This window comes from Rhodoferax sp. P1_F3 (genome assembly GCF_056405715.1).
In genome coordinates, this window is record NZ_JBFUBO010000006.1 from 266,247 (window position 1) to 288,576 (window position 22,330).

The 22,330-nt window shown below is 58.7% G+C and carries 25 protein-coding genes and 1 pseudogene; 22 read left to right on the top strand and 4 right to left on the bottom strand.

Features of this window, described 5'->3' with window-relative positions; all coding sequences use genetic code 11:
- Positions 1–4 precede the first annotated feature (4 nt).
- The 6 genes from AC1DZ5_RS12055 to AC1DZ5_RS12080 all read left to right on the top strand — a co-directional run bounded on the left by AC1DZ5_RS12055 (position 5) and on the right by AC1DZ5_RS12080 (position 4,769).
- Complete coding sequence (locus AC1DZ5_RS12055; RefSeq protein WP_477889307.1) at positions 5–688, top strand: sulfite exporter TauE/SafE family protein; 684 nt, start codon at positions 5–7, stop codon at positions 686–688.
- Between the two features lie 36 nt (positions 689–724).
- Positions 725–1,753, top strand: a complete 1,029-nt coding sequence (gene dusA / locus AC1DZ5_RS12060; protein ID WP_477889309.1) for a tRNA dihydrouridine(20/20a) synthase DusA — start codon at positions 725–727, stop codon at positions 1,751–1,753.
- Positions 1,754–1,757: 4 nt separating this feature from the next.
- The gene (locus tag AC1DZ5_RS12065; RefSeq protein WP_477889311.1) at positions 1,758–2,654 is read left to right on the top strand and encodes a DMT family transporter; all 897 of its coding nucleotides are present in this window, start codon (positions 1,758–1,760) and stop codon (positions 2,652–2,654) included.
- 25 nt (positions 2,655–2,679) lie between these two features.
- The gene (locus AC1DZ5_RS12070) at positions 2,680–3,006 is read left to right on the top strand and encodes a hypothetical protein (protein WP_310345836.1); all 327 of its coding nucleotides are present in this window, start codon (positions 2,680–2,682) and stop codon (positions 3,004–3,006) included.
- A gap of 70 nt (positions 3,007–3,076) precedes the next feature.
- Positions 3,077–3,904 carry a thioesterase family protein gene (locus tag AC1DZ5_RS12075; RefSeq protein ID WP_477889314.1) on the top strand — a complete coding sequence of 276 codons (828 nt, stop codon included), beginning with the start codon at positions 3,077–3,079 and terminating at the stop codon, positions 3,902–3,904.
- Between the two features lie 52 nt (positions 3,905–3,956).
- A complete protein-coding gene (locus AC1DZ5_RS12080; protein ID WP_477889316.1) occupies positions 3,957–4,769 on the top strand; it encodes a class I SAM-dependent methyltransferase in 813 nt (270 codons plus the stop codon).
- A 26-nt stretch (positions 4,770–4,795) separates the two neighbouring features.
- On the opposite strand, the gene AC1DZ5_RS12085 is transcribed toward AC1DZ5_RS12080, so the two are convergent.
- Both AC1DZ5_RS12085 and AC1DZ5_RS12090 read right to left on the bottom strand, forming a co-directional pair.
- A complete protein-coding gene (locus AC1DZ5_RS12085) occupies positions 4,796–5,869 on the bottom strand; it encodes a TauD/TfdA family dioxygenase (RefSeq protein ID WP_477889318.1) in 1,074 nt (357 codons plus the stop codon).
- Positions 5,870–5,894: 25 nt separating this feature from the next.
- On the bottom strand, positions 5,895–6,794 hold the full coding sequence (locus tag AC1DZ5_RS12090) for an AraC family transcriptional regulator (RefSeq protein ID WP_477889320.1): 900 nt from the start codon (positions 6,792–6,794) through the stop codon (positions 5,895–5,897).
- A gap of 123 nt (positions 6,795–6,917) precedes the next feature.
- Here AC1DZ5_RS12090 and AC1DZ5_RS12095 point away from each other — a divergent pair, with 123 nt between their 5' ends.
- Both AC1DZ5_RS12095 and AC1DZ5_RS12100 read left to right on the top strand, forming a co-directional pair.
- Positions 6,918–7,661, top strand: coding sequence for an SDR family NAD(P)-dependent oxidoreductase (locus AC1DZ5_RS12095; protein WP_477889323.1), 744 nt, complete (start codon positions 6,918–6,920; stop codon positions 7,659–7,661).
- Positions 7,662–7,680: 19 nt separating this feature from the next.
- The gene (locus tag AC1DZ5_RS12100; RefSeq protein ID WP_477889325.1) at positions 7,681–8,034 is read left to right on the top strand and encodes a nuclear transport factor 2 family protein; all 354 of its coding nucleotides are present in this window, start codon (positions 7,681–7,683) and stop codon (positions 8,032–8,034) included.
- Between the two features lie 63 nt (positions 8,035–8,097).
- On the opposite strand, the pseudogene AC1DZ5_RS12105 reads toward AC1DZ5_RS12100, so the two are convergent.
- Positions 8,098–8,388 (bottom strand): annotated as a pseudogene (locus tag AC1DZ5_RS12105) (SDR family oxidoreductase); the annotation flags it as partial.
- A gap of 437 nt (positions 8,389–8,825) precedes the next feature.
- Between AC1DZ5_RS12105 and AC1DZ5_RS12110 the strand changes: the two are divergent.
- The 4 genes from AC1DZ5_RS12110 to AC1DZ5_RS12125 are packed head-to-tail and all read left to right on the top strand — an operon-like array spanning position 8,826 to position 10,410.
- Entirely contained in the window at positions 8,826–9,239 is a 414-nt protein-coding gene (locus tag AC1DZ5_RS12110; protein ID WP_477889327.1) for a hypothetical protein, read from the top strand.
- 45 nt (positions 9,240–9,284) lie between these two features.
- A complete protein-coding gene (locus tag AC1DZ5_RS12115; protein ID WP_477889329.1) occupies positions 9,285–9,761 on the top strand; it encodes a helix-turn-helix domain-containing protein in 477 nt (158 codons plus the stop codon).
- An 11-nt stretch (positions 9,762–9,772) separates the two neighbouring features.
- Positions 9,773–10,183, top strand: a complete 411-nt coding sequence (locus AC1DZ5_RS12120; protein ID WP_477889331.1) for a VOC family protein — start codon at positions 9,773–9,775, stop codon at positions 10,181–10,183.
- An 11-nt stretch (positions 10,184–10,194) separates the two neighbouring features.
- Entirely contained in the window at positions 10,195–10,410 is a 216-nt protein-coding gene (locus AC1DZ5_RS12125) for a hypothetical protein (RefSeq protein ID WP_477889333.1), read from the top strand.
- Positions 10,411–10,425: 15 nt separating this feature from the next.
- Here the strand turns inward: AC1DZ5_RS12125 and AC1DZ5_RS12130 are convergent, their stop codons facing one another.
- Positions 10,426–11,199, bottom strand: coding sequence for a VOC family protein (locus AC1DZ5_RS12130; RefSeq protein ID WP_477889335.1), 774 nt, complete (start codon positions 11,197–11,199; stop codon positions 10,426–10,428).
- Between the two features lie 422 nt (positions 11,200–11,621).
- Between AC1DZ5_RS12130 and AC1DZ5_RS12135 the strand changes: the two genes are divergently transcribed.
- From AC1DZ5_RS12135 to AC1DZ5_RS12180, 10 genes are all read left to right on the top strand, one after another.
- Positions 11,622–12,344 carry a FadR/GntR family transcriptional regulator gene (locus AC1DZ5_RS12135; protein ID WP_477889337.1) on the top strand — a complete coding sequence of 241 codons (723 nt, stop codon included), beginning with the start codon at positions 11,622–11,624 and terminating at the stop codon, positions 12,342–12,344.
- Positions 12,345–12,346: 2 nt separating this feature from the next.
- Positions 12,347–13,273, top strand: coding sequence for an SMP-30/gluconolactonase/LRE family protein (locus tag AC1DZ5_RS12140; protein WP_477889339.1), 927 nt, complete (start codon positions 12,347–12,349; stop codon positions 13,271–13,273).
- A gap of 8 nt (positions 13,274–13,281) precedes the next feature.
- A complete protein-coding gene (locus AC1DZ5_RS12145; protein WP_477889341.1) occupies positions 13,282–14,211 on the top strand; it encodes a YncE family protein in 930 nt (309 codons plus the stop codon).
- Entirely contained in the window at positions 14,211–15,743 is a 1,533-nt protein-coding gene (locus tag AC1DZ5_RS12150; protein ID WP_477889343.1) for a sugar ABC transporter ATP-binding protein, read from the top strand. Before AC1DZ5_RS12145 ends, AC1DZ5_RS12150 begins: the two co-directional genes overlap by 1 nt.
- On the top strand, positions 15,740–16,840 hold the full coding sequence (locus AC1DZ5_RS12155; protein ID WP_477889345.1) for an ABC transporter permease: 1,101 nt from the start codon (positions 15,740–15,742) through the stop codon (positions 16,838–16,840). The genes AC1DZ5_RS12150 and AC1DZ5_RS12155 overlap by 4 nt, the downstream gene beginning before the upstream one ends.
- 46 nt (positions 16,841–16,886) lie before the next feature.
- Positions 16,887–17,996, top strand: coding sequence for an ABC transporter substrate-binding protein (locus AC1DZ5_RS12160; protein ID WP_477889516.1), 1,110 nt, complete (start codon positions 16,887–16,889; stop codon positions 17,994–17,996).
- 61 nt (positions 17,997–18,057) lie between these two features.
- Positions 18,058–19,092 (top strand): 4-hydroxythreonine-4-phosphate dehydrogenase PdxA, encoded by a 1,035-nt coding sequence (locus AC1DZ5_RS12165; protein WP_477889348.1) that lies wholly within the window; start codon positions 18,058–18,060, stop codon positions 19,090–19,092.
- Between the two features lie 38 nt (positions 19,093–19,130).
- Complete coding sequence (locus tag AC1DZ5_RS12170; RefSeq protein WP_477889350.1) at positions 19,131–20,327, top strand: L-rhamnonate dehydratase; 1,197 nt, start codon at positions 19,131–19,133, stop codon at positions 20,325–20,327.
- A gap of 4 nt (positions 20,328–20,331) precedes the next feature.
- Entirely contained in the window at positions 20,332–21,363 is a 1,032-nt protein-coding gene (locus AC1DZ5_RS12175) for a c-type cytochrome (protein WP_477889352.1), read from the top strand.
- On the top strand, positions 21,350–22,300 hold the full coding sequence (locus AC1DZ5_RS12180; RefSeq protein ID WP_477889354.1) for a dihydrodipicolinate synthase family protein: 951 nt from the start codon (positions 21,350–21,352) through the stop codon (positions 22,298–22,300). The genes AC1DZ5_RS12175 and AC1DZ5_RS12180 overlap by 14 nt, the downstream gene beginning before the upstream one ends.
- The last annotated feature ends 30 nt before the right edge of the window (positions 22,301–22,330 follow it).

The window sequence follows — 22,330 nt, forward strand, 5'->3', positions numbered from 1 at the left end:
TCGGATGCAAGCTTCTCTGGCGCTCACCGCCCTGATGATGGGCCTGGTGGGCGGTCCCCACTGCGTGGCCATGTGTGGAGCGGCCTGTGCCGGCATCGGGCAGGCGGCCGGCCCGCGCCAGACGTCTGCACTTCTGGGCTTTCAACTCGGCCGTGTACTGGGCTACTCAGCTTTGGGCGCGCTGGCAGCTGGTTCTATGCAGGGCCTGGGCTGGCTCACGGTGCAAAGTGCTGCGCTGCGCCCCGTGTGGTCCATGGTGCATGTGGCCGCGCTGGTGCTGGGCTTGCTGCTGCTGTGGCAGGCGCGTCAGCCGCTGTGGCTACAGGCGGGCGCTGGTGCGGTGTGGCGGCATACCCGCAGCCTGGGCCTGCGCTGGGGCCGGGGTGCGCCCCTGTTTCTGGGCATGCTGTGGGCCTTGTTGCCCTGTGGTTTGCTGTATTCCGCGCTGCTGGTGGCTGCACTGGCGGGGGATGTGCTGGCGGGCGCCGGTGTGATGGCGCTGTTTGCCGCCGGCACCTCGGTGACCATGTTGCTGGGGCCTTGGCTGTGGCTACGCTTGCGTGGCGGACAACTGGGGGACGGGCAGTGGGGCGTACGTCTGGCCGGGGCGGCTTTGGCAGCCAGCTCGGCTTGGGCTTTGTGGATGGGTCTGGTGCACAACCAGGCTCCCTGGTGCGTAACCCTCTGACGACGCCCCCACGCCAGGGCTGGGATAATTCAGCCCATGTCTGCTGTCCTGCCGTCTTCTGACCCCTCCGCTTCTTCCGCTGTTTCCAATCCCTGGCGCCTGTCCGTGGCGCCGATGATGGATTGGACCGACCGCCACTGTCGTTATTTCCACCGCCTGCTGAGCCGCAACACCTTGCTCTACACCGAGATGGTGACCACGGGTGCGCTCATCCATGGCGATGTGCCGCGCCACCTGCGCTTCAATGCCGAAGAACATCCCGTGGCCCTGCAGCTAGGTGGCAGCGAGCCGGCCGACCTGGCCCAATGTGCCAAGCTGGGGCAAGACTGGGGCTACGACGAAATCAACATCAACTGCGGCTGCCCGTCGGAGCGCGTGCAGCGCGGCGCCTTTGGCGCCTGCCTGATGAATGAGGCGTCGCTGGTGGCCGACTGCGTGAAGGCCATGGTGGATGTGGTGGACATTCCCGTGACGGTGAAGCACCGCATTGGCATCGACAAGGAAGAGGGCTACGGCTTTGTGCGTGACTTCGTGGGCACCGTGGCCGATGCCGGCTGCACGGTGTTCATTGCCCATGCGCGCAACGCCTGGCTCAAGGGACTCTCGCCGAAGGAGAACCGCGAGATTCCGCCGCTGCGCTATGAGCTGGTGCACCAGCTGAAAAAAGACTTTCCCCACCTCACCATCGCCATCAACGGCGGGCTGACCACCAGCGCGCAGCTGGCCGAGCAGCTTGAGCACGTGGACGGCGTGATGCTGGGCCGTGAGGCCTACCACAACCCCTGGTGGCTAGCCGAGTGGGATGCTACGTTTTTCGGAGCTGCTCCCGCAGCGCTGACGAGGGATAGCGTCGAATTGATGATGGTGGAGTACATGGAGCGCGAGGCTGCAGAGCATGGCACCCACTGGTACAGCATTGCCCGCCACATGCTGGGCTTGCGCCATGGCCTGCCGGGTGCGCGCCGCTGGCGCCAGGTGTGGACCGACCACCGGCTCAAGCACCTGAGTGCCCGCGAGGTGATGGCCCAGGCCCGTGCACCGGCAGCAGCCCTTGCCGAGCACTGAGCCCGTGCACGGCCGCACGGAACGTCTGACCCGCCTTGCCCGCCTGTCGATCTGGCTGGTGCCGGCGCTGTGGGCGGTGAACTACATCATTGCCCGCTGGGCACCAGGCGTCATCGAGCCCTACACGCTGGCGCTGGGGCGTTGGACGGTGGCGGGCCTCTTGCTCAGCATCAGCGCTCGCCAGGAGTTGTGGACGCAGCGCGGCGCCATTGTCCGCGTGGGTTACCAGTATGTGGTGCTGGGCTTTTGCGGCATGTTGGTGTGCGGCGCCTGGGTCTATCTGGGGGCCAAGACGACGGGGGCCATGAACATCGCCCTCATTTATTCCGCGTCCCCCGTGCTGATCGCCGTGGGCGCGGTGCTATGGCTGGGCGAGCATTTTCGCTGGCAGCAGGTGCTGGGCGTGGTGGTGGCCCTTGCTGGTGTGCTGCATGTGATTGTGAAAGGCCAGTGGCTGGCGCTGGCCCAGGTGCAGTGGGTGCCCGGTGACGCGTGGATCGTGGCCGGCATGGTGGCCTGGGCTGCGTATGCGCTGCTGCAAAAACTTTGGCCCAGCCCGCTCAGTTCCACGGCCCGCCTGGCGGCCATTTGCTGGGGCGGCGTGCTGGTACTGCTGCCTTGCGCCATCTGGGAGCTGTTGCAGCCTGACAGCCCGGTGCTGGGCTGGCGCGCGGCGGGGCTGGTGTTGGCGGCCGCGCTGGCGCCCGGACTGGCCGCGTACTGGATCTATGGCTGGGCGCAAAAGGTACTGGGCGCCAGCCGCGTGGCGGTAACGCTGTACCTGGGGCCGCTGTACGCCGCGGTGGCCGCCTGGGGCGTGCTGGGCGAGCCGCTGGGCCTGCACCACCTGGTGGGGGCGGCGCTGATTCTGCCCGGCGTGTACGGGGTGTCGCGCCGCTAGCGCACCAGACGCACAGGAGACAGCCATGGCCAAGCGCGCGCATCACCATGTGTATGTGGTGGAGTTGTCCCCCAAGGTGCTGGAGCAGGCCAAGTTCATGCGCGCCAACCCCGGCTACATCACCGGCAAGCCCTGTGTCTACGTGGGCATGACCGGGCTGGACCCGGACATCCGCTTTGACAAGCACAAGGCTGGCATTCAGTCCAACAGCTATGTGCTGAAGTTTGGCTTGCGTTTGTTGCCCGACCTGTACGAGGCCTACAACCCCATGCAGTACGAGGCCGCGCGCGACATGGAGGTGGAGCTGGGCATCAGCCTGCGTGCAGCCGGTTTCGGGGTGTGGCAGGCGTAGTTTTAGACGAAATAGGCCGCTAGCCCCTGTGGAATATGCGCGAGCAGCTATAAAAAGAGGAGTAATTGACATGCCAAATACGGTTGACCCCACGGCAGCGCGTGCACCCGCAGCCGCCTTTTCGCCGCTGGATGCTCATGTGTTTCGCGCCAGCCAGCTCACGCGTGGCCCCTGGCACCCGCAACAGCAGCACGCGGGCCCGCCCATCGCGCTGGTGAGCCACGCACTGGAGGCCGCAGCGCAGGCCCACGGCCTGCTGCACATGGCGCGACTGACGGCCAACCTGCTGCGCCCGGTGCCGATTGCCGACATCGAGGTGCGCGTGCAGGAGGACTATGTGGGCCGCAATGCAGGGCACTTTTCCGCCGTGGCGCTGGCCGATGGCAAAGAGCTGATCCGTGCCACGGCGCTGTTCCAACGCGAAGACGCGGTGGATATTCCCCAAGGCCTGCCCGGCCACCCGCTGCCCAAGGCCCCCAAGACACCTGCAGATTCACCGGTGCAGCGCTTCCCGTTTGCAAAGGGCGAGGTCGGCTACCCTGATCTGGTGGAGAGCCGCATTGCGGCCGGACGCATGTTCCAGGGGCCCAGCGCCGTGTGGTTTCGCCTGAGCTACCCGCTGGTGCAGGGGCAAAAGCCCAGCCCGTACCAGCGCGTGGCGGTGGCGGCCGATTCGGGCAACGGCATCAGCGCCATCCTCGATCTGTCCACCCACGTCTTCGTCAACTCCGACCTCACCATCAACCTGCTGCGCCGCCCGGTGGGCGAGTGGATCTGCCTGGACGCGCGCACGCACCTCTCTAACCATGGCGGTGGCCTGGCCGAGTCGGCGCTGTACGACGAGGCGGGGCTGATCGGGCGGGCTACGCAGAGTTTGTTTGTGCGCAAACGGGAGTAGGGCGCGCGCCAGGGGCGCACAATGGCGCATACAGAGCTTTCAAGGAGTTCTTATGGCCGAGAGTGACAAGGTGTTCGCGGGCTCGATCCCGAAGTTCTACGACACGCTGATGGTCCCCCTGATCTTCGAGGGCTATGCGGCCGACACGGCGCAGCTCGTCGCGGCCCTGTCGCCCGGTGCGGTGCTTGAAACAGCGGCCGGTAGCGGCGTGGTCACACGCTGGCTCGCGCCACAACTCGGAGCTAACGTGCGCTACGTGGTGACCGACCTCAACCAGTCCATGCTCGACTATGCCGTCACCCGGCAGGGCGCTGACAGCCGTATCGAATGGCTGCAGGCGGATGCACTCAGCCTGCCATTTGAAGATGCAACGTTTGACGTCGTGTGCTGCCAGTTCGGCGCCATGTTCTTTCCCGACCGTGTCGCCGGCTACGCCGAGGCGCGCCGGGTACTAAAGGCCGGTGGAAGCTTTGTGTTCAGTGTCTGGGATCGCATTGAAGAGAATGCCTTTGCGGACGATGTCACCAACGCCGTGGCTGAGGTTTTTCCGAATGACCCGCCACGATTCCTTGCCCGCACGCCGCATGGCTACCACGATGTTGTTTTGATTCGCGAGGAGTTGGGTCGCGCGGGATTTACCGACATCCAAATCGAGACGCGCGAGAAGCGCAGCCACGCGCAGTCGGCGCACGCCGCTGCCACTGCCTATTGCCAGGGAACACCGCTGCGCAACGAGATTGAGGCGCGCGATGCCAGCTTGCTACCGCTTGCCACCGACCGTGCGACGCAGGCCATCGCCCGCCGCCATGGCGAAGGCCCGGTGGCGGGAAAAATTCAGGCGCACATGATCGTGGCGGCGGGATAGCAGGGCCAGGCCGCCGCCCGGATACGTCAGTCCAGCGGTGCGTGCAGCCGTGTTTGCTTCGTCACGATGCCCCCGCGCTTGCCGATCTCGATGGAGCAATAGCGCTGCTTGAAGCATTCGGGCAAGGGGCGATCTCCGTCGACAGATAACCACAGCCGCAGTAGGTGTCGCTTCTTGGCGGGTTCGGGCCAATCGGCAAAGCCGGTGCGGTCATGCAGCTGCGAATGGTTGTAGACGAACTGCATGTCACCGGGCTGCAACTGCATGCTGAAGTGCAGGTCGGGGTCATTGGCCAAGGTGTCGAACAGGTCCAGCGCCTCTACGTGTGCTGGTGTCAGGCGCATGGCGCCGTCAAAGCGCTGCGCGCTGTCGATGTACTGGCGTTGGTAAAACACGGTGAGGCGGCCTGCGTGCCAGCTCAGCGGAGGAATGGTCATCCACGGCAGGGCGCCTTCGGGCACTTCGCCCCGGCGGTCGGTGGCAATGGGATCGAACAGCTTTTCCAGCAAATCGGGGCGCAGCGCGCGCATGCGGTTGTAGATCGTCTCTGCGCTCACCAGCAGGGAGCGTCCGCCTTCCCTGGCCTCGCGGATGCAGAGCAGGCCCACCACGTCTGCGCTGTCGGTGTGAAAGGTCTGGCGCTCGGCGGTTTGGTATATCCGGGTGTTTGGGTCTTGGGACGAAATGCCGAGGTCGCGCACGTGCCCCAGGATGTGGCCCGCCGCATTCTGAGACCGTGCGCTGCCCAGATGCGCACCAATGCCGCAGAACACCGTGGCGGCGAATTCCTGGCTGTAACCCGCCACGGGCAAGCCGCGCAGCACCTCGATGCCGTTGCCATGCAGCAGCTTCTGCTGCAGCGCCTTCAAGTGGCCGGAGAACGAAGACAAAGGAAAATCAGTCGCGGTGATCTCGCCCACGTTGCGGTGCAACGCAAGGTAGTGCCGCGCTGCGTTTTCCAGATCCGCAATATCTTCAAGGGACAGGCGGTACAGCCAGTTGCGTTCGTCCAGCGCCATGGCAGGGCCGATCCATGCCGCGGGGCCAACGATTCTTTCCGGCAGGTGTGATAGGTCCATGCGGCGATTTTCCAGTTTCATGAAATTTCCAGCGTTGACTTGTCGATTAAGACCTCATCTCGCTTGCAATTCTTGCGGCGTCTTTCCCGGGAGGCTGTCCAAATTCGCGCGCATATTCCCTGCTGAATTGCGTTGAGCTTTGGTAGCCCACTTCATGCGCTGCAGCAGTGACGCTAAGTCCTGTGGCAAGCAGTAGAGATCTGGCCTGGAGGAGGCGAATCTGTTTGAGGTATTGGAGTGGGCTCAAAGCGGTGACGGCCTTGAAATGCCGATGAAATGCAGAGACGCTCATGGACGCGCTACTGGCGAGGTCTTCCACACGCAGAGGCTCTGCGTATTCCCGGCGTATCTGCTGGATAGCGACGTTGACCCTGGCTAGGGCTGTGTCCGGCAGAGCGATATCGCGCAACATCCACCCCATGGGGCCCCGTAACACGCGATAGAGAATTTCGCGCTCATAGACGGGCGCCAGCGCGGGGATATCTTCGGGCAGGCTCATAAGGCGCAGCATTCGCACCCAGGCATCTAGCAGTTCCGGCGTCACCGCCGCTACGGAGAAGCCTACAGCACCGTCTAGGCGATCGGCAGTATCAGGCAGGTCAGTCAACAGATTGGAGAGGTTGCTGGCATCCAGTGTCAGGCTGACGGCCAAATACGGTTCTCCTGTGTCAGCCGGGTGGACGACACCTGCTGCTGGCAGATCGACAGACATAACGAAATAAGTGGCCGGGTCATAGTGCAAACTCCGCCCGCCCACGGTCATGGACTTACTGCCACTAAGAATGAGATTGACCATGGGATCGTAGACCGCTGCCAGCTGATGCTCCGGTATGGCGCCCTGGACCATGGCGACCCGCGGAATACCAGTTTCGGTTCTCCGATTTTCGGCATGGGCGGCGAGGGCGCGCAGTTCAAGTAGCTGGTTTTCCATGTTCGAATTAGACATCAACCTTAAATCGATTCCTCTGGGAAAGCAGGAATAGGCAATATTCAGGCATGAACTGGCATGACCAAGGCGACCTTGCCAACTATCGTTGTGGCTCTTGTTAACCACTTACGAAAGCGTCAAATGAATATCGTCACTATCACTGGCGGCAGCCGCGGAATAGGTGCCAGCACCGCCTTTGAATGCGCACGTCGCGGCCTGGGTGTCATCCTTACCTACAACAATCAGCCAGCCAAAGCGGACGCCGTGGTCCGCCAGATCTTGGACGCTGGTGGAAAGGCGGTCGCGCTGAAGCTCGACGTCGGCGACTCACGTAGCTTCGCTGATTTTCGCAACACCGTGGAACGCAGTTTGGCCGATATCTGGGATACCACAAAGCTGGCTGGACTGGTGAACAATGCCGGCTACGGCCTCTTCAACCCTATTGCGACCGTCACCGAAGCGGAGTTCGACGGTCTGATGAATGTCCACCTGAAGGGGCCCTTCTTTCTCACCCAGGCACTGCTGCCACTGATGAAGGACGGTGCGAGCATCGTCAATCTGACCAGCGCCACGACGCGTGTTGCCACACCAGGTGTGGCGCCGTACGCGTCATTCAAGGGCGGCTTGGAGGTTCTGACACGCTACATGGCGAAGGAGTTCGGCGATCGGCGCATCCGCGTCAACGCTGTGTCACCCGGTGCTATCCGTACCGAACTCGGCGGCGGTCTGAATGACGAATTTGAAGCGCTGCTGGCGTCGCAGACCGCACTGGGACGGGTGGGTGAGCCTGAGGATGTGGCTCGCGTTATCGCCACGCTGCTCACGGACGACGCCGGCTGGATCAATGCCCAATCCATCGAAGTGGCTGGTGGCTACATCATTTGATTCGAAGGAGGGAAAGCCAATGAGCAGGATTCCGAAGGCAGAAGACTTGCGCGCGACTGCCGAAGCCTTGGTCGCCGCTACCAATGCCTATGACGTTGAGCAAGCGCTGAAGCTGTTTGCTTCGAATGCGGTGATTGATGATCCATCTACCGGTCATTACTTCGAAGGGCATGAAGGCATTCACACCTATGTCGAACGGTATTTCATTGGGTATCACACGGTGACCCGTATCATTTCAATGGAGAGCATGGGCGAAAAGATGTTGCGTGTGCGAGTCGACTTTATTGGTGATTTTGGACACGAGATTGGTATCCTGAAGATATCTGTCAATACCGATAGACTCATCGTTCGCATAGATGCCAATCTCGAGTAGTCCGATTGAAAACCAGGTCTTCACGCATAGAAGGATGCGTCGTGGAGCCGAAAAACACCCGCCTCACATCTGGCTCATGTCGCCATTAGCAATGATCTCTGTGCCGACGATAAAGCCAGATTCCTTGGACACCAGCTGCAGCACCGTGGCGGCGATTTCTTCGGGCGAGCCGAAGCGACCCAGCGGAATCTACGTCTGGATGCTGGCGGCATAGACGCTGGAGTTGGGCATGCCGATGTGGGCGTTGATCGAGCCGTTCAGCACGATGGAGTCGCCACGCGTCATTAACGCAGCTGGGCGCTGGATCAGGAAGTAGGGGCCTTTGACGTTGGTGTCAAAGCTGCTGTTCCACAGCCTTCGTAGATCTGCGCCTGCAACTCGGCCACCAGCGTGGCAGGGGCCGACAGGTCACCGGCCGATTCCCCTGCGCAGCGCTTTCCGTTTGCGCAAGGCGAGGTCGGCTACCCGGATTTGGTGGAAAACTGCATTGCGGCCGGCCGCATGTTCCAGGGGCCCAGCGCCATGTGGTTCCGCCGAGCTACCCGTTGGTGCAGGGGCAAAAGCCCAGTCCCTATCAGCACGTGGCGGTGGCCTGGCCGAGTCGGCGCTGTACGACGAGGCGGGGCTGATCGGGCGGGCTACGCAGAGTTTGTTTGTGCGCAAACGGGAGTAGGGGCGTCGCGCAGTCCGCCTGCGGGGGGGGGCATGCGTCTGCTATCGAACAGACTGTCGCTGGGGGCCTTGGCACGCTGCACCCTTGTCATCGCCTTTTGCGATGGAAAGGAGTCATGATGAAAACTGCGAAACGCACCCTGCAAGGGTTTCGCCGCGGCATCGGTGTTGCGATGGTGGTCTTGGTCTGCGGTCAGGCGTTTTCCGTTGCGGCACAAAGTCGCAGCGAAAAGATGCGCCGCTTTGAAGCAGACCGCCAAGCCTGCCTCCTCGGAAGAACCGGCCCGGCCTACCAATCGTGCATGCGAGAGGCCCACGCCGTGTTGGCGGACAAGCCGAGTTCCGCCGCACCCACCAATGCTGAGCAACTCGAGCGCAATGCCCAGGCGCGCTGCGATGCCCAGACAGGAGACGACCACGCGGCCTGTGTAGCAAGTGCACGCGGTGAAGGTACGGTCAGCGGCAGCGTGGCTGGCGGCGGTATCTTGCACGAGCGGGTGACACCCGAAGTCGCACCCGACCCTCCCCAGTAGTTGACGCGCGGCACAATGGTGCCGTTAAAAGCTTCAAGGGGGTGTATGGCTGAGAGCGGCGAAAGCCAAAGTCCCGAGCTATTGCGGCGCCTGCTGCGTGCCAAAGACCGCATGGACGCCGCGTCGCATGAAGACTGGCCGGTGCAGCGGCTGGCGGAGGTCAGCCACGTCTCCGCGGCCCACTTCGCACGGTCGTTCAAGGAAGCCTTTGGCGTACCGCCGCACCGCTACCTGCTGACCCGTCGCATCGAGCGGGCTACCGCGCTGCTGCGCGACACGGATATCGGCATTACCGAAATCGCCTTTCAGACTGGCTGGCGCAGCCTGGGCACGTTCGGACGCATCTTCCGCGATATCACCGGCGAGACCCCCAGCGCGGTGCGGCTCCGCGCGCGGGTTGCGGCCAACGGGCTTCAGCAGGTGCCCGCCTGCATCGTCAGCGCCGCACACCGGCCCGACCTCAAGACCGCAGTTTTGGAGAAGCGCCGCCGTTTGGCCAGCGATATAAAAGCAACTTCTTGAAAGGAAGTTTTATGAGTCAAACAGTTCAAATGGTGGGTGTGTATGTGCGCGATCAGGATGAAGCGCTCACGTTTTATGCAGACAAGCTGGGGTTCACCGTCCAGTCGGACGTCCGCAATGGCGACTACCGGTGGCTCACCGTGCAGTGCCCGGGCCAGCCTTTCCAGCTAGGTCTGTTCAAGCCCGGCCCGCCAGTGCACGACGCGGCCACGGCACAGACGCTGCAGGCCATGGTGGCCAAAGGCGCCATGCCACCGCTGGTGCTGGAGGTGGCCGACTGCCGCGCCGCCCATGCGCGCATGCTGGCCGCGGGGGTGGAGTTTACGCAGGAGCCCATTGACCGCTACGGCACGGTGGACGCCGGCTTTCGTGATCCATCCGGCAACGGCTGGAAGATGATCCAGGCGCGCCGCGCAGGCTGAAAGGGAAACCCATGAGCACCAAAGCCAACCACTGGATTCGGCAGTCGCACCGCTGGCTGTCCATCGTCTTCACATTGACCGTCATCGCCAACTTTGCCGCGCGGGCGCAAGGCGGCGAGCCGCCAGCCTGGATCACCTATTCACCGTTGCCGCCGCTGTTCCTAATGTTGACTACCGGACTGTATTTGTTTGCGCTGCCGTATCTCGGCAAGGGGCGGGGAGGGTGAGGCCAGCGAGACCCATTATTTGGTGCCCGTCAATGCGAACATCACACCTTCTGGATCCAGCCCGTTCAAGATCCAGCCCCCGCCGGGCACCACCATAGGGCCATTGATGACCTTGCCACCAGCCGCCGCGATGCGTTGGGCCGCGCTCTCTATCCCGTCCACACGAAAGTAGACCAACCACGCTGGGCGCGGGAAGTGGAGATCGGTCATGGTGCCCCCAAGATCGCGGCCACCGATGTCAATCAACTGGTAAGTGCCGACAGACCCCATGTCTACCGCGCGTGACCTGCGCCAGCCGAATTGGGCACAGTAGAAATCTGTCGCCTTCGGGCCGTCGGAGGTGTGCAGTTCGTGCCACGCACCGTGTCCAGCGCGGTCAGGGTCACAGGCAGTGCTCGCCTCGTTGCTCGAGCCTCGCATCACGTAAAACGGAGCACCTTGCGGGTCCGAGACCATCGCGATGCGCCCAACATTGGGAATGTCGAATGCCGGCATGTGCACGGACCCACCGGCCGCGGTGATGGCTGCCACGCTCTTGTCGACGTCGTACACGCCGATGTACATCATCCAGCAGGGGGCAGCCCCGTTCTTGCACATGTCTTCGGTCAGCGTGAAAACGCCGCCAACCAAACCATCCTTCGCACTGATCATGCGGTAGTCCATGGTGGACCCGGCGGGTACAGACTCATCGATCTCCCAGCCCACCACCGCGCTGTAGAAGCGCCGTGCGGCCAAAGGGTCCTTGGCCATCAATTCGTACCAGATCGGCGTACCGTGGAGGTTACTCATAGCAGTCTCCTTGAAGTTCAAGTGTTTCGCGTCCGGCAAATATAGGCACCGCTGCCGCATGTCGCAAGGGTCTGAATGGATGTCGGCGGAACGGCTGCGGAGTAGGGGCTGGGGCCTCAGGTTACAGAATGAAGCGTAAGGCTGAGATCACTCTGCAAGCAAGTGGTGTGAGCCTGATTTGCTATAAAAATAGAAGCTGTCTGCGCAGTATCTACGTGGTCTACAGGACTATCTCTCTCATAAACCTCATTGAAATGCATTGCAGGGCTATTGCAGCGCCAACGGTGACAAAACGAACGCTGTAAGCGTAAGCAAATCCTCTGGACTTTTAGTTCAAGCACAGGGTAAACCCTAGAATTTAATTGAACTCAAACTGGTACGATGGCACTACCAGTTGACCACTTGGATGCACAATTTCAAATATGGAACTCATTGATCGAATCCCAGGAGAACATGGCCGCGTTAGCAAGCGTACGGTCAAGGATCAGATCAGCGACAAGCTCGCCTACATGATCCATTCGGGATTGTTGCGCGCTGGAGATGAGTTGCCATCAGAGCGCACGCTTGCGACTACCTTGGAGGTCTCTCGAGAAACAGTAAGGGCTGCGATTGGTGTCTTGCATGCTCGTCGGATGGTGGATGTGAGCCAAGGTGCCCGGACCAAAGTCGTGGGTCCTGGGTTGCTTCCCATGCATGAGTCGGTCAGTACTTTGGGTAATCTCAAAGATCGCAGTTTTGAGGAGGTCGCGGAGGCCCGTGCTGCGGTGGAACTCCAAGTGATATGGCTTTCTGCCCAGAGGATTACGGACAATGAACTTGTTCGCTTATCGTCCTTGGTGAAAGAGCAGGAGCTGATGCTGAAGGACCCTGTTGGATTCCAAATTTCAGACAGAGAATTTCACACCGCTCTCTACAAAAGCTGCGGCAACTCGCTGCTCGTAGACGTTGTGTCTGACTTCTATGACTATGCGCTTGAATACCGCCGCAGAGCGCTGCAACGGCCAGGGGCCATCAAGCACAGCGTCCAAGATCACAAAGATATTGTTGAGGCGTTGAAGACCCGCAATCCGGATGCGGCAGTTGCTGCGATGCGTGGACATTTAGATCAGGTTCAGAAAACGACCATGAAAGAAATGGCGAGCTGAGTATGGGTAACGTCGACATTTTTGACGATCGAGCTCGCGCTCTGGTGCCGGCCAATGCTCAGTTGGAGAGGCTTGCGTCCAGCGCAACCTGGAGCGAGGGGCCGGTGTGGATGCATGAGGACCAAAGTGTCCTATGGAGCGACATACCCAACAACCGCATGCTGCGTTGGCATCCCACGGAGGGGCAGTCGGTGTGGCGTGATCATGTCGAATATACCAACGGCCATTGCCGCGAGGCGGATGGATCACTTCTGCATTGCTCGCATGGGCACAGGGCAATCATCAGAACCCGCTCACCGGTTGGATCCGATGAATCGATCGATGAAGTAGTGGTCAATCGTTTCAATGGACGGCGACTGAATTCCCCCAACGATGTGGTCGTTAAACGGGATGGAACCATTTGGTTTAGCGATCCCCCTTATGGCATCGCGTCTGACCATGAAGGTCATCAGGCGGATTCTGAGTTGGGGGATAACTACGTGTTTCGATTTGAACCGAGCAATGGGGAGCTTTCAATTGCAACGGACTTTGTAGAAGAGCCGAATGGGCTGGCTTTCTCACCGGATGAATCGGTCTTGTATGTATCTGACACCTCAGCGGCTTTGCGTGAGGATGGTGGTGGTAATCACCACATCGTTCGCTTTGATGTGGTCAATGGGAAAGAATTGGTCAATCCAGAGATATTGGTAGAGATTTCCCCTGGTCTGTCTGATGGCTTTCGCCTTGATCGCCAAGGTTGGATATTTACCAGCAGTGCCGACAGCGTGCAGGTTATTCATCCCGATGGAACGCTGCTCGCAAAAATCTATGTTCCTGAAAAGGTCGGAAATCTGACCTTTGGTGGGGCTATGCGCAACGAACTCTATATCTGCGCTAGTACTTCTTTGTATCGCATCCGCTTGAACACAAGTGGTATTCAAACTCCCTGAGGAATTTTATGGCCCGAGATACCTTGTTGTTGGTCGAGAAATGTTCGCACTGCTTTAGTTGGTATGACATTGCCAGTGGAGAACGACTGCGGTCTGTGCAACTCCCCAATTTTCCGCACGAATTTGTCACTGATCGTGCAGAGCGCTATGCCTATGTGGGCCACTACGGCGTTGAGACATCCGGTCATGTCGGTGAAGGAGGCCATTCCCTTCTCCAAATTGATATTCGTTCGTCTGAACTGGTACGGTCTATAGACCTGTCGCCCTTCAATCGCATTCATGGATTGCAGATGGATCAGCAAGACAGGCTGTATGCATTGAGTGAAGAGAAGTCCACGTTGCTTGTATTGGAGCAGCCAGCTACAGATACGGCCGCGCGTAGAGCGGTGCCCTCTGGTGGCATCAAGAGTCATCTTTTTGCGCTCACGCAGGACGGCCAAACGGCGTTCTGTATGAACTTGCTCAGCCACACGGTAACGAAGGTCAAACCTTGGGATCCTCTATTTGCACCGGTAGCCTGCCATCCAGGGCAAAAGCCGGAGGGTTACTGCCTCAGTGCCGATGAGACGACGCTGTTTGTGAGCAATCGCTGGAGCAACACGCTCAGTGCAATCGATACGGCCACTATGACGGTTCGCTATTCGGCGGCTTCACGCGAGGATGTCACTCGCATCTACCGATCAGCAGATGGGCGCCTTTTTACGAGCAACTACGGTGACAGAAGTATTTCGGTCGTTGACCCGAAGACGCTGAAAGAGACCGCGTATTTGAAGCTCGATGGCAGAGCCATTGCGTTGACATTTCACCCTTCTCAACCTCTGGCTTTCATCTCCCTTGATTCCGATCGTGTGGCTGTTCTGGACATCAACAGCTTGAAGATTCTGCGGTTCATCGCAACGCAGAAGGAACCTGATGTCTCAAAGGTTGTGGTGCTTTGATGACCAAGATTCTGGAGTTTCAAGCGCTGAACAAACGATTTGGCGGCACCCAAGCCGTCAGCAATATTTCCTTCGATGTACGCGAGGGCGAGATCTTGGCATTGCTAGGCGAGAACGGAGCGGGAAAGTCCACACTGATTAAGTTGCTGGCAGGCATTTACCCGTCGGACAGTGGTGAGATTTTGTTCGACGGGCGGCCTCAAGCTCGCTGGAGAAGTAACGATCGGTCCAAGCAGCCTGTCGCTTTCATCCATCAGGACCTGGGTTTGGTGGAATGGATGACCGTGACCGAGAACGTGGCTTTGGGAATGGGCTACGCCAAAAAATTTGGATTGATTGACTGGAAGGCAGCCGACGAACGGGCGCGGCGCGTGATGCAGCGCGTGGGATGCAACATTGACCCCAGCCGTCGAATCTTCTCGCTCACTCGCGCCGAGAAATCACTGTTGGCTATTGGCCGGGCGCTTGAGGTGCAGGCGAAGGTTCTTGTACTGGATGAGCCGTCGGCCAGTCTGCCCATGTCGGATGTTGAGCGGCTCTTCGGTGTGCTGCGAGAGCTGCGTCAGCAGGGTATGGCCATGATCTACGTGTCGCATCGGCTGGACGAAGTGATGGCAATCTCGGACCGCGCCGCTGTAATGCGAGATGGCAAGTTGGTCGACATCAAGGAAACAGCCAAAACGGATACCAACGAGCTGGTCCAACTGATTGTTGGAAAGTCGTTGTCCAAGTCTGTGCGCAAGGCCAAATCGGATGGCACCGGAGCTGCAGTTCTTGAAATGGAGAATGCCGCCAGTGGCAATGCGGGACCATTGAACTTTTGCATACGCAAGGGCGAGGTTGTCGGCTTGATCGGCTTGCGTGGAGCCGGGCACGAAGCCATTAGTCGCGCAATTTTCGGACGCGAACCCCTCTCTGCCGGAAAAATGAAGTTGTCCGGCGAGCAAGTGACTTTTCAGACCAGCGCTGATGCCATTGCGGCAGGCGTTGCGTATGTTGCAAGTGAGCGTCTCGACGAGAACCTGGCCCCAGCCATGAGCGTGTTGGAGAACCTCTTTCCCAATCCAACGCTCACTGGAGAGAGGGGGTTGGCATTTGACCGACGCAAGCGCGAGGCGGCCAACGCCATGCGCCTCATCAAACTTTTTGATGTGAACCCGCCTGCACCTATGGCAGAGGCGCAGCAGCTCTCTGGTGGCAACCAGCAAAAGGTGGTTCTGGCCCGGTGGTTCAACCTGGACAAGGACCTGGTTGTCCTCGAAGAGCCCACCGCCGGGGTCGACGTTGGTGCAAAGCGCCAGATCTACGAAATCCTTAGGGAGCATGCCGATAGGGGTACTGCTATTGCAGTGGTGTCGACCGACTTTGAAGAAGTCGCCACGGTGTGCACGCGTGTGCTGGTATTCAGAAACGGGTTGATCGCCGCAGAACTTAAAGGCGACTCCATCACGGTGGAGAGCTTGCTGACCCTGGCGGCCGGCGGATCTACGAAAAGTGAGCAAGAGATTACAGAAATGGAGACAGAAAAATGACAACCTCAATCCAATCCACGGCGTTGGAGCCGGATCACTCTTTGGACGGTGATGCCGCTACTTTGGTGCAGCGATTCACGCGTGCAATGCCTGTCTATGGGCTGGTCGTTCTTACCGTCCTTTTGGCGGCAATGTTTTCAGTGATGTTGCCTGATACGTTTCCTACGCTCTTCAATCTGCGCGCCATTCTGGCGGACAAGTCCGTCATTGCAATCTTGGCTCTGGCCGCGACGATTCCCATGATCACCGGGAAGATCGATCTCACCGTCGGCTACGGAATTGTGCTGTGGCACATCCTGGCCATTAGTCTGCAGACCAAATTTGGCATTCCCTGGCCCGTTGCCGTGGTGATTGTTGTTGTTTGTGCTGGACTGTTTGGCGTGCTGAATGGGTTGCTTGTGGAGATGGCCCAGATTGATTCCTTCATTGCAACACTAGGTACTGGAACGGTGGTCTACGCGGTAGCGATGTGGCACAGCGGTGGCCGCCAGGTGGTGGGTGAGTTGCCCGAAGGCTTTGTCGACATTGCCGGTGGCAATTTCTTGGGTTTGCCCATCGGTGCCTTCTATGTGCTGGCTGTAAGTATCGTCATATGGCTGATCACCGAGTTCACCCCACTGGGACGGGCGTTGTATGTCATTGGTGCGAATCCCAAGGCAGCACAGCTCAATGGCATTGCAGTGCGCAAGCACGTTATGGGAGCGTTCGTCGCGTCGGGTGCACTTTCTGGTTTTGCAGGTGTATTGCTGGCATCCAGATTGCAGATTGGACAAGCAAGCGTAGGACTGGAGTTTTTGCTTCCCGCCTTGGTGGGTGCGTTCTTGGGCTCCACCACGATTCGTCCTGGCCGGGTCAATGTATGGGGAACCCTGGTAGGGGTTGCCATCCTGGCCATTGGTATCTCCGGTATTCAGCAGTTTGGCGGAGCATTCTTTGTTGAGCCTTTGTTCAACGGCTTGACATTGCTAGTGTCAATTGGCATTGCGGGTTGGGCACAACAGCGTCGAAACCAATCCATCAAACGGCGCATTGCAGAGCGCCAACTTAATGACGCGGTTCCTGCCGCGGTCCCCGGTTCCCCCTCCGCCGCTGGGTAAGCGGTATTCATCTTCCCTTGAAACAAAGACTATTTTGGAGACAACAATGAAAAGACTCAATGTTCGCCTTGGAGCGATTGCGGTTGCACTGACTGCCGCCAGTTTCGCCAGCCACGTTATGGCTGACGATTTTCTGGATGCCGCCAAGAAAAAAGTTGAAGTGGCAACTATGTCCAAGAGTGTGTGGGATGGCCCAACATCAGGCCCCAAGGCTTCCGTTGGCAAGACCATTGTTTTCGTCGCCGCAGACTTGAAGAATGGTGGCATCTTGGGCGTTTCCAAAGGTGTCGAAGAAGCCGCAGCTGCCATTGGCTGGAGTGTGCGCGTTCTCGATGGACAAGGCTCTGTCAGCGCGCGGACGGCAGCCTTGAATCAGGCGCTCGCCTTGAAGCCTGCCGGTATTGTGGTCGGTGGCTTTGACACCACAGAGCAAAAAGTAGCGTTTGAAAACGCGTCCAAAGCAGGCATCCCGCTGGTGGGATGGCATTCTGGAGAAAAGCCAGGCCCGAATGCGACTGCCGGTTTGTTTACGAATGTGACAACTACGGCAGACGATGTGTCTGAAGTCGCGGCACTGTCTGCGGTGGCGGATTCCGGTGGTAAGGCCGGTGTGGTGATTTTCACCGACTCGCAGTACGCCATTGCGGTCTACAAAGCCCGTGCCATGGAAGCCGTTATCAAGAAGTGTGGTGGGTGCACAGTTCTGAGCTTCGAGGACAGCCCCATTGCTGAAAGCTCTACTCGCATGCCGCAATTGACCACCTCGTTGCTGCAGCGTTTTGGAGACAAGTGGACACACTCCTTGGCCATCAACGATTTGTACTTTGACTTCATGGGCAGCTCCCTGGCTGCAGCGGGCAAAAAGGGTGATGGCGCGCCCAAGGCCGTCTCCGCAGGTGATGGCTCTGAAGCCGCCTACCAGCGCATTCGCAGCAAGCGTTATCAAGCCGGCACGGTGCCAGAGCCACTCAACATGCAAGGCTGGCAGATTGTGGATGAGTTGAACCGCGCCTTTAACAAGGTGAACTGGTCTGGCTACATCCCCAAAGTGCACTTGGTGACTGCTGACAACGTCGGCAAAGACGGCGGACCCAAAAACTTGTTCGACCCAGACAACGGCTATCGCAACGAGTACAAAAAAATCTGGGCGAAGTAACCCAGGCGGGCTGCAACGTACATGGTTGCAGCCCCACTTTTCAACTCACAAGAAGACTGATATGACAGAAACCGCTCTCAAACCCGTCGTCGCCGTGACACTGGGGGATCCTGCTGGCATTGGTCCTGAATTAGTGGCCAAGTTGCTTTCGCGTGCAGACCTACTGCGCTTGGCCAACATCGTATTGGTAGGTGACCGCTGGTTGTGGGAGGAGGGGCAGGCGATAGCTTGTGTCAAGGTTCAAACTGCGCAAGTGGCCGACTTCGCTGAAGTACGTGATCGGACCATGCTGTCTATACCCGCATTTTTGGAGATGGACACAGTGCATGCATCGCAGGTGACTAGGTCCCAGCCTGGAGCCGCAGCTGGCGCCTCGGTGTTGTCTGTGCTGGACCGCTGCATGGACGCGACCTTGGCGGGCCATATCGATGCGATCACATTCGCGCCGCTTAACAAACACTCCATGAAACTTGGGGGGCTCAAACATGAGGATGAGTTGCATCACTTTGCACAACATCTAGGCGTTAAGAGCTACTTCTGTGAATTCAACACGCTGAACGGTTTGTGGACTTCACGAATCTCTTCGCATGTCCCTCTCAAGGACGTTCCCAAATACTTGGACAAGCAGCGCATTATTGATGCCGCATCGCTGATTTACAAATCGCTACAACGCAACGGCAATGACTCTCCCCGTGTTGCAGTGGCCGGATTCAACCCCCACAACGGTGATGGCGGGACATGTGGTAGGGAAGAGATCGACATCATCGGGCCAGCTGTAGCCGCGCTCGTTGACTTAGGTATCCCTGTGCAAGGCCCCTTTCCGGCCGACACCATCTTCCTCAAAGCGCGCGATGGAGAGCTGGATGCGATCGTTACGATGTACCACGACCAAGGCCAAATTGCCATCAAGTTAATGGGCTTCTCCCAGGGTGTAACGGTTCAAGGTGGTCTCCCTATACCCATTACGACTCCCGCACACGGTACTGCTTTTGACATTTCCGGCAGGGGTAAAGCCAGCGTAGACGCCACGGCGAATGCTTTCAAGATCGCTTGTCGTATGGGCTTGGCCCGCTTGCAAGAGCAAGTCGCAGCCTAAAGCGTTCCAAATCATTTCATCTTTCAATCAGGGTTCTCATGAAAATCAAATCTGTTCGCGCACGCGTTTATGAATGGAAGGGCAAGACCGTTCCTCCTCAAGGAAATTTCTGTTCCAACGCCATGGATCTGGTGTACGACAACAAGGCCAACCAGCATGCGGCGGGTGCCGACACCATGAATACATTCCGCTTTCACTGCTGGACGGTTGTGGAAGTGGAAACGGATGACGGCATTGTGGGTTTGGGCAACGTGGCTTTGGCGCCCCGCATCGCCAAGGCCATCATCGACGAATACCTCACACCACTCGTTCTGGGCCAGGATCCATGGGACTATGAGTACCTGAACCAACGCATGTACCGCGCGACGCAGGCGTGGGGGCGCAAAGGTGTGGGTATGGCGGCTATTTCTGCGATCGATATCGCCATTTGGGACATCCTGGGCAAATCCGTAGGCAAGCCCGTTTTCAAATTGTTGGGGGGGCGTACCAAGGAAAAAATTCCCTGTTACTACAGCAAGCTGTACCGAACCGATTTGAAGGAAATGCAGGCGGAAGCGCAGAAGTTCAAAGACCAGGGCTTCAAGGCGTTCAAGATGCGTTTTGGCTATGGTCCCGCCCATGGCCAATTGGGCGTAGTTGAAAACCTGAAGTCAGTGGAGGCGGTCCGCGAAGTCATTGGATATGACAACGACCTCATGCTGGAATGCTATATGGGTTGGAATGTGGAGTATGCCAAGCGGATTCTGCCCAAGCTGGAGAAGTACCAGCCGCGCTGGCTGGAAGAACCCGTCATTGCGGACGACATTGATGGGTACGCTGAACTGAACCAGCTCACCAGCATTCCAATTTCCGGCGGTGAGCACGAGTTCAGCCTGTACGGTTTCAAGCAGTTGCTGGATCGCAAAGCGGTTTCCGTCGTGCAATATGACACGAACCGGGTAGGTGGCATCACGATGGCGCACAAGATCAATGCGCTTTGCGAAGCCTACAGCGTACCGGTCATTCCACACGCTGGGCAAATGCACAACTACCACCTCACGATGAGCAGTTTGAACTGCCCGATCAGCGAGTACTTCCCAATCTTTGATGTTGAGGTCGGCAACGAGCTGTTCTATTACATCTTTGATGGAGATCCTGCGGCGGAGAACGGGTTCTTGCAACTGGATGACAACAAGCCCGGACTCGGTTTGACGCTGAAGACTGAGTACCTGGAACATTTCACCATTACGGAGTAGCACGATGAACAAAGCATTGTTTTGTCTGTGCGCCTTGCTACTGGCGGCAGGGGTCTCCCACGCAAACGACGTTTCCCCTCACAAGGTCGGTGACACCTTGTCTACCGAAGACGCACAGGCGATGCTGAGCAGATATGCCAGTCGCCCGCAGCAGCCTTGGCGCGAGCCTGATCCCGCCAAAATTCCGGTAGGCCCGGAAGGCGATGCGATACGCGAAGGCATAGACCTGATGCTGCATACGTCGCAGCGTGTGGGAAGCCGCGCACCTGATGAAACTAAACGTTTGAACTGGAACAGCCTGAACTGCGTCAATTGCCACCAGGCTGGACCATCCGGCTTACCTGGGACAAAAAAGTTTGCGCTGGCGCTCGTGAACGCCGTGAACGATTACCCGCGATTTGACACCAAATCTGGAAAAATCATTTCGCTGGAGCAACGTGCACTGGGCATGTTCGGTTCCGCACCAGTGAAGATGACGGTAGACAAGCCGGAGTTCCAGGCCATCATGGCCTACCTGCGTTGGCTGAACTCAGAGGCACAACCAGAGCGTGCCATGTTGGGTGTGGGTTTGTTGCCCATGAAGCCGATCGCGCGTGCTGCAGACCCTGTACGTGGAAAAATACTTTATGCGAGCAAGTGCCAGAGTTGTCACGGTGCCGATGCAACGGGACAACGCAAACCCGATTTTGATACCGGTGGCGGTTATCTGTTTCCCCCACTGGCTGGGAACGACACCTATGACAACGCAGGGCATATGTTTGCCATCCCACTGTTGGCACGGTACATACGCGCGTCCATGCCTTTTGGAACACAGGCCGACAGGCCACAGCTGACACCCGCACAAGCACTTGATATTGCGGCATATATCAACGATGACAGCACTCCGCGTGGTCAGAACCCCAATCGCATAAAGCTGTATACCGATGCGGCTTTGCGCCCACAAGGTTTCGCGATTTCCGAACATTTCGTAGACCAGCCCAAGGCGTACCAGCGCGCCAAATTTGGCCCGTTCAAAAACGTCAATGAAAACTATTGAGGCGCAGATGATTTCTTCTTCCTCGCCTCGCTACCGAGGTGTATACCCTGTCGTCCCTACCACCTTCACCGAGTCCGGAGAGCTGGACCTGGAGAGTCAAAAACGATGCGTTGACTTCATGATCGACGCGGGATCGACCGGACTCTGCATTCTGGCCAATTTCTCAGAGCAGTTCGTACTTTCAGATTCCGAAAGAGAAGTGCTGACATCCACCATCTTGGCGCATGTCAAGGGACGCGTCCCTGTCATCGTGACAACCACGCACTTTGCTACGCAGGTGTGCGCCCAGCGCAGCAAGCGTGCCCAAGACGCCGGTGCTGCCATGGTGATGGTGATGCCGCCCTACCACGGCGCCACAATCCGAGTTCCAGAAGAGCAGATCTATGAGTTCTATGCCCGTCTTTCCGACGCCATTGACATTCCCATCATGATTCAGGACGCCCCAGTGAGTGGCACCCCTTTGTCCGTGGCGTTCTTGGTGCGCATGGCCCGAGAGATTGAAAACGTTGCTTATTTCAAGATTGAGACCCCAGGCGCTGCATCCAAGCTGCGTGAATTGATTCGACTGGGTGGGGCGGCAATTGAAGGGCCATGGGATGGAGAGGAGGCAATCACACTTCTGCCTGATCTGCATGCAGGTGCCACAGGGGCCATGACTGGTGGCGCATTTCCAGATGGCATTCGCCAGATCATGGATGCCTGGACGGCCGGCGATGTTGATGCCGCTACGCAGGCGTACCAGCATTGGCTCCCTCTCATTAACTATGAGAACCGCCAGGGGGGAATTCTGACGGCCAAAGCCTTGATGCGAGCGGGGGGCGTCATCGTTTCCGATGCCCTGCGCCATCCATTTCCGTCCATGCACCCGGAGGTCCGCCGCGGGCTTCTGGACACGGCCAAGCGCTTGAACCCCCTGGTACTGCGTTGGGCCCGATAGATCAAAACATCGCCGAGACAACCACAAAGT